16 protein-coding genes are annotated in these 14,289 nt (G+C 69.6%); 8 read left to right on the plus strand and 8 right to left on the minus strand.

Features of this window, described 5'->3' with window-relative positions; all coding sequences use genetic code 11:
• Positions 1 to 6: 6 nt before the first annotated feature.
• Together KIH27_RS00185 and KIH27_RS00190 are read right to left on the minus strand one after the other, a co-directional pair.
• On the minus strand, positions 7 to 441 hold the full coding sequence (locus KIH27_RS00185; RefSeq protein ID WP_214090894.1) for a type II toxin-antitoxin system VapC family toxin: 435 nt from the start codon (positions 439 to 441) through the stop codon (positions 7 to 9).
• Positions 438 to 758 carry a type II toxin-antitoxin system Phd/YefM family antitoxin gene (locus KIH27_RS00190; protein ID WP_307856749.1) on the minus strand — a complete coding sequence of 107 codons (321 nt, stop codon included), beginning with the start codon at positions 756 to 758 and terminating at the stop codon, positions 438 to 440. Before KIH27_RS00190 ends, KIH27_RS00185 begins: the two co-directional genes overlap by 4 nt.
• 219 nt (positions 759 to 977) lie before the next feature.
• Here KIH27_RS00190 and KIH27_RS00195 point away from each other — a divergent pair, with 219 nt between their 5' ends.
• From KIH27_RS00195 to KIH27_RS00205, 3 genes are all read left to right on the plus strand, one after another.
• Positions 978 to 2,375 (plus strand): DEAD/DEAH box helicase, encoded by a 1,398-nt coding sequence (locus KIH27_RS00195; protein ID WP_214090895.1) that lies wholly within the window; start codon positions 978 to 980, stop codon positions 2,373 to 2,375.
• 80 nt (positions 2,376 to 2,455) lie between these two features.
• Complete coding sequence (locus tag KIH27_RS00200; RefSeq protein WP_214090896.1) at positions 2,456 to 3,616, plus strand: acyl-CoA dehydrogenase family protein; 1,161 nt, start codon at positions 2,456 to 2,458, stop codon at positions 3,614 to 3,616.
• Between the two features lie 279 nt (positions 3,617 to 3,895).
• Positions 3,896 to 5,773: an LGFP repeat-containing protein gene (locus KIH27_RS00205; RefSeq protein ID WP_250149377.1), complete on the plus strand. Its 1,878-nt coding sequence runs from the start codon at positions 3,896 to 3,898 to the stop codon at positions 5,771 to 5,773.
• Between the two features lie 6 nt (positions 5,774 to 5,779).
• Here the strand turns inward: KIH27_RS00205 and KIH27_RS00210 are convergent, their stop codons facing one another.
• The 3 genes from KIH27_RS00210 to KIH27_RS00220 are packed head-to-tail and all read right to left on the minus strand — an operon-like array spanning position 5,780 to position 7,988.
• Entirely contained in the window at positions 5,780 to 6,247 is a 468-nt protein-coding gene (locus tag KIH27_RS00210; protein WP_214090898.1) for a nuclear transport factor 2 family protein, read from the minus strand.
• A gap of 19 nt (positions 6,248 to 6,266) precedes the next feature.
• Complete coding sequence (locus KIH27_RS00215; RefSeq protein ID WP_214090899.1) at positions 6,267 to 7,253, minus strand: NAD(P)H-dependent flavin oxidoreductase; 987 nt, start codon at positions 7,251 to 7,253, stop codon at positions 6,267 to 6,269.
• A 24-nt stretch (positions 7,254 to 7,277) separates the two neighbouring features.
• Positions 7,278 to 7,988: a helix-turn-helix transcriptional regulator gene (locus tag KIH27_RS00220; protein WP_307856750.1), complete on the minus strand. Its 711-nt coding sequence runs from the start codon at positions 7,986 to 7,988 to the stop codon at positions 7,278 to 7,280.
• Positions 7,989 to 8,078: 90 nt separating this feature from the next.
• Here KIH27_RS00220 and folE point away from each other — a divergent pair, with 90 nt between their 5' ends.
• Positions 8,079 to 8,684 (plus strand): GTP cyclohydrolase I FolE, encoded by a 606-nt coding sequence (gene folE, locus KIH27_RS00225; RefSeq protein WP_214090900.1) that lies wholly within the window; start codon positions 8,079 to 8,081, stop codon positions 8,682 to 8,684.
• Between the two features lie 64 nt (positions 8,685 to 8,748).
• Here folE and lexA read toward each other — a convergent pair whose 3' ends face one another.
• A complete protein-coding gene (lexA, locus tag KIH27_RS00230; RefSeq protein WP_214090901.1) occupies positions 8,749 to 9,441 on the minus strand; it encodes a transcriptional repressor LexA in 693 nt (230 codons plus the stop codon).
• Positions 9,442 to 9,637: 196 nt separating this feature from the next.
• On the opposite strand from lexA, the gene KIH27_RS00235 reads away from it, so the two are divergent.
• The 3 genes from KIH27_RS00235 (at position 9,638) to KIH27_RS00245 (ending at position 11,225) form a co-directional block, all read left to right on the plus strand.
• Positions 9,638 to 10,120: a LysM peptidoglycan-binding domain-containing protein gene (locus KIH27_RS00235; RefSeq protein WP_214090902.1), complete on the plus strand. Its 483-nt coding sequence runs from the start codon at positions 9,638 to 9,640 to the stop codon at positions 10,118 to 10,120.
• Between the two features lie 138 nt (positions 10,121 to 10,258).
• Positions 10,259 to 10,729 carry a transcriptional regulator NrdR gene (gene nrdR / locus KIH27_RS00240; RefSeq protein WP_214090903.1) on the plus strand — a complete coding sequence of 157 codons (471 nt, stop codon included), beginning with the start codon at positions 10,259 to 10,261 and terminating at the stop codon, positions 10,727 to 10,729.
• A gap of 10 nt (positions 10,730 to 10,739) precedes the next feature.
• Complete coding sequence (locus KIH27_RS00245) at positions 10,740 to 11,225, plus strand: peroxynitrite isomerase (RefSeq protein ID WP_214090904.1); 486 nt, start codon at positions 10,740 to 10,742, stop codon at positions 11,223 to 11,225.
• Between the two features lie 12 nt (positions 11,226 to 11,237).
• Here KIH27_RS00245 and KIH27_RS00250 read toward each other — a convergent pair whose 3' ends face one another.
• The gene (locus KIH27_RS00250; protein WP_214091161.1) at positions 11,238 to 12,224 is read right to left on the minus strand and encodes a proteasome assembly chaperone family protein; all 987 of its coding nucleotides are present in this window, start codon (positions 12,222 to 12,224) and stop codon (positions 11,238 to 11,240) included.
• A gap of 267 nt (positions 12,225 to 12,491) precedes the next feature.
• Here KIH27_RS00250 and KIH27_RS00255 point away from each other — a divergent pair, with 267 nt between their 5' ends.
• Positions 12,492 to 13,550: a DUF4192 domain-containing protein gene (locus KIH27_RS00255; RefSeq protein WP_214090905.1), complete on the plus strand. Its 1,059-nt coding sequence runs from the start codon at positions 12,492 to 12,494 to the stop codon at positions 13,548 to 13,550.
• Positions 13,551 to 13,559: 9 nt separating this feature from the next.
• Here the strand turns inward: KIH27_RS00255 and KIH27_RS00260 are convergent, their stop codons facing one another.
• Positions 13,560 to 14,252, minus strand: a complete 693-nt coding sequence (locus tag KIH27_RS00260) for an iron-dependent transcriptional repressor DtxR (protein ID WP_214090906.1) — start codon at positions 14,250 to 14,252, stop codon at positions 13,560 to 13,562.
• Positions 14,253 to 14,289: the final 37 nt, after the last annotated feature.

Below are 14,289 nucleotides of genomic sequence, written 5' to 3' on the forward strand. Positions count from 1 at the left end.
GCCGGATCAGTGCAGACGCTGGCCGATGTCGAACGTCGCCACGCCGAGGTCACCCCATGCGGCCAGCAGTCGCTGGTCGCCGGAGGCCGCGACGACGTCGTCGTCGTTGAGGTCGTGGGCCGCTGCGCAGTGCACGGCGTCGTAGCCGCGCAGGCCGCAGCGGTGCGCCATGTCGGCGGCCCGTAATACGGCCTGCTCGTCGACCTCGATGACGTCCATCTGCGACCACATTTCGTCCAGACGTCCACGGCATTCCAGATAGTCAGCCTCGATGAGACGGCCCATTCGCTGTGCCTGCGCCACCGCTGCGACGGCCTCCACATACAGCAGTCTCGATGACACGATCACGTCGGCATCGTCCCAGAACCGCCGGCATGCCGGACTGGTCGGTTCGTCCACCAGTAACGGCACGAAGGCCGAGGTGTCCAGGTAGCCGATCACCCACGCTGCTCGCTGATGAGGTCGCTGACCGTCCCGGTGGTGGTCAGCGGGGCAGGTGCGGGCTGTTTGCGGGTTCGTGCGTGTTGGACGCGGCCTTCGGCGCGCAACTGTTCCAGCTTCGTCGGCCGCAGCACCGGAACAATGCGCGCGATCGGGTGCCCGTGGTCGGTGACGGTCACGGTTCGTCCCTCGCGAACCTCCGCCAGGTGGCGGCTCAACTGGTCACGCAGTTCGCGAACGCCGACCTCCATGACCGACCTCCCGTTGATGTGGCGATTATCTCTAATCCGATTGTAGCCATCCGCTGGGCTGGACACGCCGATACGGTAAGCTGACTTGCGACGTTGGCGTCCGTTGATGCCGACTACGTCGTGGAATGTTCATTCACCACGTGTGAGCAGTGCGGTAACGCGCAAACTCTTTCTCACGGCGATCGATTTTGCCCACCGGCAATCTCGCCACCTCGTGCCCTGCGCAGCCATGGAAGGCATGGACGGCTGTCCGGCACCACCGATGCCCGAAAGGCACCTAGAACCATGACCCCCTCATTCGCCGACCTCGGCGTGCCTGAAACTCTGGTGAAAACCCTTGCCGCGCAAGGTAAGGAAGCGCCGTTCCCGATCCAGACCCACACCCTGCCCGACACCCTGGCCGGACGCGACGTGCTCGGCCGCGGCAAGACCGGCAGCGGTAAGACCCTGGCGTTCTCCCTGCCACTGGCCGCACGCCTGGCCGGCGTCAAACGGCAGCCGAACCGGCCCACCGGCCTGGTCCTGGCCCCGACCCGCGAACTGGCCACCCAGATCACCGCAACCCTGGAGCCGCTGGCTCAGGCCGGCGGGCTGAAGGTCACCACGATCTTCGGCGGTGTCTCCCAGGTTCGCCAGGAGGCCGCGCTGCGGGCCGGCGTCGACATCGTGGTGGCCTGCCCCGGCCGGCTGGAAGACCTGATGAAGCAGAAGCTGATCAGCCTGGACGCCGTGCGGATCTGCGTGCTCGACGAGGCCGACCACATGGCCGACCTGGGCTTCCTGCCCGGTGTCACCCGGATCCTGGCGGCCACCCCGGCCGACGGCCAGCGACTGTTCTTCTCGGCCACCCTGGACAACGGCATCGACAAACTGGTCAAGCGCTTCCTGCACGACCCGGTGTCGCACTCGGTCGACCCCGTCGACGCGCCGCCGGTGGCCATGACCCACCACGTCTTCCACGTCGCAGGGGCGCAGGACAAGAAAGACCTGGTGCACCGGTTGGCGTCCGGCCCAGGCCGTCGGATCCTGTTCATGCGCACCAAGCACCAGGCGCGCAAACTGGCCAAGCAGCTCACCGAGGCCGGGGTGCCGTCGGTGGATCTGCACGGCAACCTGTCGCAGCCGGCCCGGGACCGCAACCTCGCGGCGTTCAGCGACGGCACCGCCCGGGTGCTGGTGGCGACCGACATCGCCGCCCGCGGGGTGCACGTGGACGACGTCGAACTCGTCGTGCATGTCGACCCGCCGGCTGAGCACAAGGCCTACCTGCACCGATCCGGCCGCACGGCGCGGGCCGGCAGCGCCGGTGACGTGGTGACGGTGGTGCTGCCCGAGCAGCGCAAGGACACCCAGGTGCTGCTGCGCAAGGCCGGTATCACGGTGGCGCCGCAGCAGGTGGCCGCCGACTCCGCGCCGGTGCACGCGCTGGTGCCGGAGGTGGCCCCGCTGCAGATGCCGGCCCCGAAGCCGCCGGTGCAACCCGCGCAGTCCGCCCGCTCGCAGGGCGGCCGTCCCGGCGGTGCCCGGCGGCGACGCGGAGGCGGTGCCTCCGGTGGTGGCGCCGGGGGTGAGCAGCGCCAGCAGGCGCAGCAGCGTCAGCGGCCCCAGCAGCGTCAGCAGGCCCCGGCGCGAGACGCCCAGCCGCGCCGTCGTGCCCGGCGTCCGCAGGAGGGCGCCCGGTAGGGCGGACCGCCGGTCCCACCAACCATCCGGTTGGTCTATCCTCGTCGAAAAGTTCCCTGGATCACTTTTCGGAGGTCACCGTGAGCGCAGCCGTCAAATACCAGCGCACCCTGTTCGAGCCGGAGCACGAACTGTTCCGCGAGTCCTACCGGGCGTTCCTGGACCGGCACGTCGCGCCCCACCACGAGGAGTGGGAGAAGGCGAAGATCGTCGACCGCGGCATCTGGCTGGAAGCCGGCAAGCAGGGCTTCCTGGGCATGGCCGTGCCGGAGGAGTACGGCGGCGGCGGCAACCCGGACTTCCGCTACAACACGATCATCACCGAGGAGACCGTCGCCGGCCGGTACAACGGACTCGGGTTCGGGCTGCACAACGACGTCTGCGCGCCGTACCTGCTGGAGCTGTGCAACGAGGAGCAGAAGCAGCGCTGGCTGCCCGGGTTCTGCACCGGTGAGCTGATCACCGCGATCGCGATGACCGAACCGGGCACCGGCAGCGACCTGCAGGGCATCAAGACCCGCGCGGTCCGCGACGGCGACCACTACATCCTCAACGGATCGAAGACGTTCATCACCAACGGCATTCACTCCGACCTGGTGATCGTCGTCGCCCAGACCCACCCGGAGAAGGGCGCGCAGGGCTTTTCCCTGCTGGTCGTCGAGCGGGGGATGGAAGGATTCGAACGCGGTCGGCACCTGGACAAGATCGGTCTGGACGCCCAGGACACTGCGGAACTGTCCTTCGTCGACGTCAAGGTTCCGGTGGCGAACCTGCTCGGCCAGGAGGGCCTGGGCTTCATCTACCTGATGCAGAACCTGCCGCAGGAGCGGATCTCGATCGCGATCATGGCCGCCGCCGCAATGGAGGCGGTGCTTGAGCAGACCCTGCAGTACACCAAGGAGCGCAAGGCTTTCGGCCGGTCGATCGGAAACTTCCAGAACAGCCGGTTCCTGCTCGCCGAGCTGGCCACCGAGGCGACCGTGGTGCGGCTGATGGTCGACGAGTTCATCCGGTTGCACCTGGACCGCAAGCTCACCGTCGAGCAGGCGGCGATGGCCAAGTGGTACTCGACCGAGAAGCAGGTGTACCTGATCGACCGCTGCCTGCAGTTGCACGGCGGCTACGGCTACATGCGGGAATACCCGGTGGCGCGGGCTTACCTGGATTCCCGGGTGCAGACGATTTACGGCGGCACCACCGAGATCATGAAGGAGATCATCGGCCGCAGCCTGGGCGTTTAGCCGCCGTGAGCCGCCGTGACCTGAGCGTTCGATCGTCCGGCGCCGGCAAACCGGCCATCCGGTAAGGCATCGATTTCGTATCGGCTAGGTATCCGTTTTCGTAATATCGGCGGCTAAGCTTCGTAATTTCCGTCGGTTGGGGGAAAGTCTATGCCGGAAATGCATGCGTCAAGGGTTGTGGCTGGGAGGACTCCGGTGGCTGGTCGACGAGGTCGATTCGGTAGGGCGGCAGCACGTATCTCACTGGCACTGGCGGCGACGGTCGCCGTGCTGGTGTCGATGCAGACGGCAGCGGCGACGCCAGAGAGCGACGCGCACGACGCCATCACGGCGGCCTGGCAGGCGGCCGGCGGGGACAACTCACCGCTGGGCGCACCGCACGGCGACGTCTACGGCGCCGGCCCCGGATTCGTGCAGGACTTCGCCGGCGGCAAGATGTTCTTCACCCCCGACACCGGCGCCAAGGCGCTGGTCGGCGCGATCCTCGACAAGTACGAGTCGATGGGCGGCGCGGCCAGCGGTCTGGGCTTCCCCAACATCGACGAGGTGCCCGGGCTGGTCAGTCCGGACAGCCGGATGGTGACGTTCGCCGCCCCCGACAACCCGGTGATCTTCTGGACCCCGGAGCACGGCGCGCATGTGGTGCGCGGGCCGATCAACGCGGCGTGGGACAAGCTGGGCAGCTCGACCAGTCCGGTGGGCGTGCCGGTCGAGGACGAGAGCTACGACGGCGCCGTCGTCACGCAGAAGTTCAGCTCCGGTGAGCTGTCCTTCGACAGCGCCACCCGGACGTTCACCACGGTGCCGCCGGAGTTGGCGGGCCAACTGGCGGATCTGCAGGTGCAGCCCGACCCCGCCGCGGCCATCGACCAGGTGTGGCGGGCGGCCGGCGGGGCGTCGGGGATCCTCGGCGTCAAGCAGGGCGAGCTGTACCCGGTCGGCACCGCCGGGGTGGGGCAGAACTTCGCCGGCGGCAAGGTGTACTGCACGCCGACCACCGGGGCCAGCGCCGTCGACGGCGACGTGCTGTCCAAGTACGAGTCGCTGGGCGGCCCGGAAGGCAGCGACCTCGGGTTCCCGATCACCAGCACCGCCGACGGCCCGATCGCCGGCAGCCGATTCAACTCGTTCGGCGCCGACGACGACCCGGTCATCTTCGCCAGCCCCGACAACGGTGCGTTCGTGGTGCGCAGCGCGATGAAAGCGGCCTGGGACAAGCTCGACGGCGCCTCCGGTCAACTCGGAGCCCCGGTCGGCGACCAGACCGTCGACGGCGACCTGGTGTCGCAGAAGTTCACCGGCGGCAAGATCTCCTGGAACCGGGTGCAGAACACCTTCAGCACCGAACCGGCGGACCTGGCGAAATCCCTGTCGGGGCTGCAGATTCCGGGCATGAACCTGCCGAACGGGAGCACCGTGGCGACGGGCGGCGGCGAGGAGTCGCACTTCAACCTGCTGTGGGTGCTGATCCCGATCGGCGTCCTGGCGGTGCTGGGGACACTGGCAATCGCCGCGCTGTGGTGGCAGCGGCGCAAGCCCGCACCGGCACCCGCCCCGGCGCGGGTGTCCGCGCCGCGCAGCGCTTCGGTGGCCGTGCCCCGGTCGAGCGGTCAAGACGACTACGACACCGACGAGCGCTGGTCATCGACCGCCCACCACGACGCCGAACCCGCGGCACACCACGACGAGGGGACGGTGCGCCTGCCGCGGCGCTACGGAACGCTGCCCACCGAGCCGGCGTTCGGCGCCGAACTGGCCGATCAGGGATCGGATTCGCCCTGGACGCGGTACGGCGAGACCGAGTCGCATGACGAGGACCGGATCGATGACGACGACGACTCCGACACCACCCCCACCCGGGTGGTGGTGGAGGAGGACTTCGGCACCGGGCGCCACGCCGTCGTCACGCCGCCTGCGACCCCGCCTGCTGCTCCGCCGGCGGCAGCGCACTTCCAGGCCGACGAGTCGGTGCATCCGGTGATGCATCTGCCGCTGAACGACCCCTACCAGCAGCCGGGTGGCTATCCGATCAAGGCGAACATCGGTTCGGGGCTGTACTACACCCCGGACAACGCCCTCTACGACGACACCCTCGCCGAGATCTGGTTCGCCACCGAGGAAGCCGCCCGACTCAACGGGTTCGTCCGGGCCAGCTGAGACCGGTCACCGCAGCGGCGGCGGCTGGTCCCGCTCGGACTGCGTTCGGGGCCCGAAGATCCGGCGCTGGTCTTCGGTGATCGCGACGTCGTCGATGCTGGACTCGCGGCGGCTCATCCGGCCGTCCGGTGCGAACTCCCACAGTTCGTTGCCGTAGCTGCGCCACCACTGCCCGTCGGCGTCGCGGCTCTCGTACTGGTAGCGGACCGCGATCCGGTTGCCCTGGTAGCACCAGAGCTCCTTGCGCAGTGCGTAGTCGCGTTCGCGATCCCACTTGCGGCGCAGGAACGCCACGATCTCATCGCGGCCGGTGACGAACTCATCGCGGTTGCGCCACACCGAATCCGGTGTGTAGGCGCCGGCGACGCGCTCCGGATCGCGGGTGTTCCAGCCGTCCTCGCCGGCCTGCACCTTCCGCCGGGCGGAATCCTCGTCGAACGGCGGGCACGGGTGCAGCGGGGTGCTGTCGGTCATGGCGTTCTCCTCGGGTGCGTCAGGGGGTCAGCCGGGCCACCGCTTCGGCGGCCGGGATGATCGCCCGGTGGATGCGGTGGATCGTCTCGCCGGCGTACAGCGCCGACCGGTCCACCATCGCCGGATCCATCCCGGCCACCGGCAGTGCCGGGGTGTACATCGGCACGGTGGCGCGCTGCAGGCCGACGAAGGTGTCCACGGCGCCCAGCGGCATCAGCCGACTCAGCGGGGCGCCGAGCCGGTTGACACCGCGCACCGGCCACGGACCGAGATCGCTTCCGCGGCACCACCGGTCGGTGAGCGCGTTCGGGATCACCCGATGCGCCAGCGGCCAGCCCATCCCGAACAGCATGGTGCGCAGCGTCCGCTCGGCGCCCAGCACCCGCTGCTTGTACTCCGGGTGCGCCCCGGACTCCTCGGTGAGCAGGAACCGGGTTCCGGCCACCGCACCGGCCGCGCCGGCCGACAGCAGCGCCCGCACGTCGGTGGCGTCGGCGACGCCGCCCGCCGCCAGCACCGGCGCCCCGCCGGCGGCGTCGAGCACCTCCGGCAGCACCACGGCCAGCGGCCGATCCGCAACCAGGTGCCCGCCGGCCTCGACGCCCTGCGCCACCAGGCCGCTCGCGCCGGCGGCCAGGGCCCGGCGGGTGTGCGCTGCGCTGCCGACGGAGCAGAACACCGGGATGCCGGCGGTGCGCAACCGGGTGATCCAGTGCTTAGGGAAACCGTCGTGGAACACCACCAGCGCGGCCCCGCCGGTAATGCACGCATCGATGTGTGCCCGGTGGGTGAACGGCACCAGCAGGTTGGCCGCGACCGGCCGCTTGCCCGCCGCCGCGACCGCCCGTTGCAGTTCGGCGGCGAAGCGATCCGGCGCGGCGATCCCCACCGTGCCGAGCCCACCGGCAGCGGACACCGCGCCGGCCAGTTCGCCGCCGGCCACCCCGCCGCCCATCCCGGCTTGAACGACCGGGGTCTGCAGTCCTAACGATTCCAGCAGGTTCACATTCACCTCGCGGGTCGGGTGGAGTCAGTCGGTGTGATGGCGGGTGCCGCGCCAGAAGACGCCCCGGCCGGACCGCTCCGACGGCTGCACCACCACGCAGCACCGGCCGTCGCAGGGCGCCAGCACGGCACGTTGCGGCGACTCGCCGGCCCCCTCCAACATGCCCTGGATCAGGTCCAGGTTCAGTCCGCACACCTCGGCGGTGTGCCGGCGGGCGAGTCGATCGAAGGGGCAGTTGCGCAGTTCGATCTGCCCGTCGGCGGTCAGGATCGGCTCGTAACCGCACTCCCGCAGCGCGCCGATGATGCCGTGTTCGGCGGCGCTGGCCTGTCCGGCCCGGCGCGCCGCGGCGGCCACTGTGGTGCGCACTGTGGCGGTCTCGTCGTCGGCCATCGCGGTGACCAGCAGATCGGCCAGCAGGCTGTAGTTGCGCGGCGGCACGCTCACCGACAGTTCTTCGCGGGTGCGGGCGTAGCGCTTGGCGGGCCGGCCGGCGCCCGGGCCGGAGCGCCCGGCCGGTCTGGCGTAACTCACCGAGAGGATGCCGGCGTCGGCTAGTTTGTCCAGATGGTAGGCGGCCAGGGTGCGGCTGATGCCGGCGGCGAGGGCGGCGTCGTCACGCGCGACCGGCTCGTCGCACGAGGCGATGTACTGGTAGAGGCGGCGTCGCACCGGGTCGTCCAAGCTGCTCAACCCGGCTAGCGGGTCCAGGCCGCCGCAGGTGGGAGTGCTCACCAATTCAATGTAACACCAAAAAAACTTGACAAACAGAGCCGGAGACCGCCACTCTAAACACAATAGCGATTGTCGATACGGGAGGGTGATATGTCGGTTGCCATGCACGCCGATCTGCGGGTGGTCGATCGTCCGGTTCCGGATCTGGCCGCCGCCGAGGAGGCTGCGGCTGCATTCCTCGAGGCGCTCGGCGTCTCGACGGCTCAGGAGCACATGCGCGACACCCCGGGCCGGATGGCGCGCGCCTACGCCGAGATGTTCACCCCGCGGCCCTTCGAGCCGACCACGTTCCCCAACGATGAGGGTTACGACGAGTTGGTGCTCGCCCGCGACATCCCGCTGCGGTCGGTGTGCGAGCACCATCTGCTGCCGTTCACCGGAACTGCCTGCGTCGCATACCTGCCCGGTGACCGGATCCTGGGGCTGTCCAAGCTGGCCCGGGTCGTCGAGCACTTCGCTTCGCGTCCGCAGGTGCAGGAGCGGCTCACCAAGCAGATCGCCGACTGGCTCACCGAGCAGTTGCAGCCGCGGGCGGTCGGTGTGGTGATCCGTGCGGAGCACACCTGCATGACGCTGCGCGGCGTGCAGGCCGTCGGGTCGAGCACCGTCACTTCCACACTGCTGGGGACGCTGCGCACCGATCCGGCCTCGCGCCAGGAGTTCTTCTCGCTGACCGGGATGGGCGACTGCCGCTGAGCCGGGCCGGCCGGGCATCGCAAAGGGGGCGCCGCTTCGGCGGCGCCCCCTTTGCGCGTTCCCGTCAGATCTTGCGGATGACGGTGACGATCTTGCCCAGCACGACCGCGTCGTTACCCGGGATCGGGTCGAACGCGGGGTTGTGCGGCATCAGCCAGATCTGACCGGCGGTGCGTTTGAACGTCTTCACGGTCGCCTCGCCGTCGATCATCGCGGCCACGATGTCGCCGTTCTCGGCGACGTGCTGCTGGCGCACCACCACCCAGTCGCCGTCGCAGATGGCCGCGTCGACCATCGACTCACCGACCACCTTCAGCAGGAACAGCTCACCCTCGCCGACCAGTTCGCGGGGGAGCGGGAACACGTCCTCCACCGCCTGCTCGGCGAGGATCGGCCCACCGGCCGCGATCCGCCCGAGGACCGGCACGAATGTCGGTTCGGGCAGTGAGTCCGACCCGGCGACGTCGGTCGGCGCGGCGGTCGCCTGTGCCGCGCCGGCCTCATCCGAGCCGCGGACGTCGACGGCGCGGGGCCGGTTGGGGTCGCGCCGGAGGTAGCCCTTGCGCTCCAGGGTGCGCAACTGGTGGGCCACCGATGACGTCGAGGTTAGGCCGACGGCGTCGCCGATCTCCCGGATGCTGGGCGGATAGCCCCGTTCGGTCACCGAGGCGCGGATGACGTCGAGGATGGTCCGCTGCCGCGCGGTCAGCGCTCCGTCGGGTGTCGTGGCCGCCGTGGTTCTGCTGCTATCGCCCATGCGGGCGAATGTAGTCGCGTGACGACCATTAATCAAACATGTGTTCGAGGTGTGTCGCGTACGGACCCGGGTCGTCGGTGGTCGCCGTTAGAGTCCGACACGCTCGCTCAAATGTTCGTATTCGAACGTGTTATCGATTACGGTTCGAACAACCGAGCGAATTGGATCGGAAGACAACGAGTGAGGGAGGACCCCCATGATGCTCATCGAGGTGATCGGGACCGGATGGACGGCTGAGCCGGTTGCGGTACGGCCGGCGTCTCCGGCGCGCCCGTCGGCGTATCGGGCCCGCCCGGTCCGGACCGCCCCCGTCCGGCGCCGGCCCGCCGGCGCGCCGCTGCGTCATCGCGGCACCGGGGTGGCGATGTCCCAGGCGGTGCACCGGCCGCGCCCGATCACACCGCTGACGACGGTCCTGCTCGCCCTGGTAGCCGCGGCGATCACCGTCTGGCTCGGTCTGGTCGCGCAGTTCGGCGCGACGATGACGGGAGCCGCGCCGGCGGTTCCCGACCAACTCGGGGTCGTCCGCGTCCAGAGCGGGGAGAACCTGCAGCACCTGGCGGCCCGGGTGGCGCCCGATGCACCCACCGCGGCGGTTGTCGACCGGATCCGAGAGCTCAACGGCCTGGAGTCGGTGGCCCTCGACGCGGGCCAGACCCTGATCGCACCGATCGGCTGAGCGCGGATGCCGTACCCGCCACCGGCGGCACCGGACACTGTGGGGCGCTGCGGTATTGCCGCGCAGGTACGCTCGCAGGTGTCCGAGCCGCCTCCGCTGGTGGAGGAACCCGGTTCTCGGTACGGCGAAGGAGCGGCCATGCACTGCCCGTTTTGTCGCCATCCCGATTCCCGGGTGGTGGATTCGCGCGAGACCGATGAGGGACAGGCGATCCGCCGACGGCGGTCCTGCCCGGAGTGCGGTCGCCGCTTCACCACCGTGGAGACCGCGGTGCTGTCGGTCGTCAAACGCAGCGGGGTCACCGAGCCGTTCAGCCGCGAGAAGGTGATCAGCGGGGTTCGGCGATCCTGCCAGGGTCGGCAGGTTGACGACGACGCCCTGAACCTGCTGGCGCAGCAGGTGGAGGATGCGGTGCGGGCCGCGGGGTCGCCGGAGATTCCCAGCCACGAGGTTGGACTGGCCATTCTGGGGCCGCTGCGAGAACTCGACGAGGTGGCCTACCTGCGGTTCGCCTCGGTGTACCGGTCGTTCGAGTCGGCGGCCGACTTCGAGCGGGAGATCGAGTCGCTGCGCGATCACCGCCGGGTGCCAGACTCGACCGCTGGATAGTCTGATCGCCATGACACCCGAACTGCACCCGAACCTCGTCGGGCTCGCCCCGCTGCTCGGCACCTGGTCCGGCCGTGGCACCGGGGTGTACCCGACCATCGCGTCGTTCGACTATCTCGAAGAGGTGACGTTCGCACACGTTGGCAAGCCGTTCCTGGTGTACGGGCAGCGGACCCGGTCGGCGGTCGACGGGGCGCCACTGCACGCCGAGACCGGCTACCTGCGGGTGCCGGAACCGGGCCGGGTGGAGTGGGTTCTCGCCCATCCCAGCGGCATCAGCGAGATCGAGGTCGGTGGTGTCACGGTGGCCGGAGACGTCATCGAACTCGACCTGGCCGCGACGACGATCGGATTGACACCCACCGCGAAAGAGGTTGTCGCGCTGAGCCGCCGCTACCGTTTCACCGGCGACGAGCTGTCGTACACGCTTGACATGGGTGCGGTCGGCCAGCCCGCGCAGAACCACCTCACCGCGACGCTGCACCGCGCCGGCTGATCAGGCCCCGTCTCAGATCTCGTCGTCGCCGGAGGTTTTCTTCGCCTCCTGCGCCAGGAACCGTTCGAACTCGGCGCCGAGCTCGTCGGCGCTGGGCAGGTCCTCATCGCGGGCCAGCAGGGAGCGGTTGGCCTGCGCGGCCACGTAGGCGTCGTACTGGCGTTCCAGCGCCGTCACCACCTGCTGCACCTCGGTGCTCGCCTCCACCTGGTCGTCGATCTTCGCCCGGATCTCGGTGCCCGCCTCGGTGAGGGCGGTGAGCGGTAACTGCAGGGACCCGGCCTTGGCGGCCTGCTCCAGCAACGCCTGCGCGGCCTCCGGATAATCGGTTTGGGACAGGTAGTGCGGCACGTGGACGGTGAATCCGACCACCTCGTGGCCGTGCTGAGCCAGCCGGTACTCCAGCAGATTCGACGCACTGCCGGGAACCTGCACCTCGGTGATCCACGGGGTGAAGTCACTGATCAGCTCGCGATTGTTCGAATGCGCGGTCAGGGTCACCGGCCGGGTGTGCGGAACGGCCATCGGGATGGTGCCCAGCCCGATGGTCTGACGCACCTCGAGCCGTTCGACCAGCAGCCGCACCGCGGTGATGAACCGCTCCCACTTCAGGTCCGGCTCCATCCCGGCCAGCAGCAGGAACGGGGTGCCGGCACTGTCATGCAGTGCGTACAGGCTGAGCTCGGGTTCCCGGTAATCGGTGAAGTGGTCGGTCTTGAACGTCATCAGCGGGCGGCGGGACCGGTAGTCCAACAGCTCATCGATCGCGAACGACGCGACCAGTTCGGTGTCGAGCGTGTCCTTGAGGTGCGTGGTGGCCAACCGGATGGCGTGGCCGGCGTCGGAGAAGCCCTCCAGCGCGTGGATCAGCACCGGACCCTCGCCATCGGGTGAGGTCAGTTGCGGCGCCGGGAATTCCAGCTCGTACATGCCGCTCTGCTCGGGCTGGTGACGTTGGTTCGAACTCGGTCCGCTGTCGGGACGCCCACTGTCGGCCATCGGTTTCGCCTCCTCGTTGCGGTGCCGTGCCGCACCGCTGTTTCCAGTCTCCCTCAAGGCCGGCGGCTCAGCGAAACCGACGGCGTATGCGTCGGGCAACGTCTCGCCCGGTGGTCGACATTCCGGTCGGGTGGGCGGATTCGCTCGGGGCGAACGCGGCGGTGATCGGGGGAGCGGTGATCCACAGTCGCCGATTCATCCACAGCCCGCCCGATTAGCGGCGCCCGGGTGCAGTCCGATGACGGTGCCGGGAGGCACCGTTGCGGCATGACGAAAAAGCAACCGGATTTCACGTTGAACCGCCCCGGTGCCCTGATCGCGGCGTTGCCGGCGATCCTCGGCTTCGTTCCCGAGAAGTCGCTGATCCTGGTCTCGGTCGACGGCGGGGAGCTCGGCGCCGTCATGCGGGTCGACCTGTCCGCGGACTTGGCCGACGGTGTGGGCCGGCTCGCCGAGATCGCCGCCGCGGCGGCGCCGGCCTCGGCGATTGCGGTCGTCGTCGACGCCGACGGGGCGGGCTGCCCGGTCTGCACCGAGGAGCACCGCGAATTGTGCACGGTGCTCACCGACGGATTGGCGGAGCACGGCATCGAACTGCTTGCCGCGCACGTGGTGGACCGGGTGGCGGCGGGCGGGCGCTGGCACTGCGCCGACGGCTGCGGTGCATCCGGTGTCGTCGACGATCCGGAGGCGTCGCCGCTGGCGGTCGCCGCCGTGCTGGAGGGCAGAAGGCTGTACGCGCACCGGGCGGACCTGCTGGCCCTGATCGACCCCGACGCCCCAGAGCGCAGCGCGGCCGTCGCCGCCGCCATCGAGGAGTGCGCGACGACGCACACTGCGGCCCGCCGGGCGGACCCGCGCGGGCAGGCGCGGCAGGACGTCGAGCAACTCCTGACGGCCGCAATGGATTTCGCAGACGGCCGACCGCCGACCGATTCTGAACTGGCGGTGCTGGGCTGCACGCTGTCCGACCTGACGGTCCGGGACACGGTCTGCGCACTGGCGATCGGCGAGAACTCCGCCGAGGCGGAGAACCTGTGGGCGCTGCTGGTCCGCAGCCTGCCGCAGCCGTGGCGGAGCGAGGCACTGGTCCTGCTGGCGTTCAGCGCGTACGCCCGTGGCGACGGGCCGCTGGCCGGGTTGTCGCTGGAGGCGGCGCTGCGCGCCACGCCGGAGCACCGGATGGCCGGTCTGCTCGACACGGCCCTGCAGTCAGGGCTGCGGCCCGACCGGATCCGCGGGCTCGCCGAGACCGGCTACCGGCTGGCGCGCGAACTCGGTGTCGTGCTGCCGCAGCGCCGGCGGTTCGGCCGACGCGCCGGGTGAACCGCCGGCTCAGACCTTTTCGACCTTGACGGCGTGCGCCATCTCGTATGGCAGGCTCACGTCGGCGTGGCCGGGCATCACGATCGTCACGCCGTCAGCTGCATCGGCTTCCACCGTCACCCGCGCGTTCGGCACCACACCCGCTTCCTTGAGCCGGGTGATCAGGTCGACGTCGCCCTGGACGTGCTCGGTCAGCTGACGCACCACCACCGCGACCGGCGAACCGGCCGGCAGTTCGGTCAGCCGAACCAGATGCGCGTCGGAGATACCCGCGCCGGCGCCGAAGCCCAGATCCAGCAGCCCCGGGATGGGGTTGCCGAACGGCGACGTCGTCGGGTTGTCGAGCACCTGCACAAGGCGGCGCTCCACCTCCTCGCTCATCACGTGCTCCCACCGGCACGCCTCGGCGTGCACGTCTTCCAGCGGCAGACCGATGACGTCGACCAGCAGCCGTTCGGCCAACCGGTGCTTGCGCATCACCGCCACCGCCAGCGCACGGCCCTTCTCGGTGAGTTCGAGGTGGCGATCGCCGGCCACCCGCAGCAGTCCGTCGCGTTCCATCCGGGACACGGTCTGGCTGACGGTCGGCCCACTCTGCTCAAGCCGCTCGGCGATACGCGCGCGCAGCGGGGTGACACCTTCCTCCTCGAGGTCGTAGATCGTCCTCAAGTACATCTCGGTGGTATCAACCAGATCATTCATTCGGCACCCTCCGTCTTCGCCGAGTCTACTTGGCAGC

This window comes from Mycolicibacter acidiphilus (assembly GCF_018455725.1).
In the GTDB taxonomy this organism is placed as follows: Bacteria; Actinomycetota; Actinomycetes; order Mycobacteriales; family Mycobacteriaceae; genus Mycobacterium; species Mycobacterium acidiphilum.

Bases quoted from the DNA above. Each gene is read 5' to 3' on its own strand.
- KIH27_RS00195 (WP_214090895.1), top strand. From the start codon at position 978: ATGACCCCCTCATTCGCCGACCTCGGCGTGCCTGAAACTCTGGTGAAA.
- KIH27_RS00210 (WP_214090898.1), bottom strand. From the start codon at position 6,247: ATGACCGACAGCACCCCGCTGCACCCGTGCCCGCCGTTCGACGAGGAT.
- folE (WP_214090900.1), top strand. From the start codon at position 8,079: ATGTCGGTTGCCATGCACGCCGATCTGCGGGTGGTCGATCGTCCGGTT.
- KIH27_RS00250 (WP_214091161.1), bottom strand. From the start codon at position 12,224: ATGGCCGACAGTGGGCGTCCCGACAGCGGACCGAGTTCGAACCAACGT.
- KIH27_RS00245 (WP_214090904.1), top strand. From the start codon at position 10,740: ATGACACCCGAACTGCACCCGAACCTCGTCGGGCTCGCCCCGCTGCTC.
- lexA (WP_214090901.1), bottom strand. From the start codon at position 9,441: ATGGGCGATAGCAGCAGAACCACGGCGGCCACGACACCCGACGGAGCG.
- KIH27_RS00235 (WP_214090902.1), top strand. From the start codon at position 9,638: ATGATGCTCATCGAGGTGATCGGGACCGGATGGACGGCTGAGCCGGTT.
- nrdR (WP_214090903.1), top strand. From the start codon at position 10,259: ATGCACTGCCCGTTTTGTCGCCATCCCGATTCCCGGGTGGTGGATTCG.
- KIH27_RS00260 (WP_214090906.1), bottom strand. From the start codon at position 14,252: ATGAATGATCTGGTTGATACCACCGAGATGTACTTGAGGACGATCTAC.
- KIH27_RS00205 (WP_250149377.1), top strand. From the start codon at position 3,896: ATGCAGACGGCAGCGGCGACGCCAGAGAGCGACGCGCACGACGCCATC.
- KIH27_RS00255 (WP_214090905.1), top strand. From the start codon at position 12,492: ATGACGAAAAAGCAACCGGATTTCACGTTGAACCGCCCCGGTGCCCTG.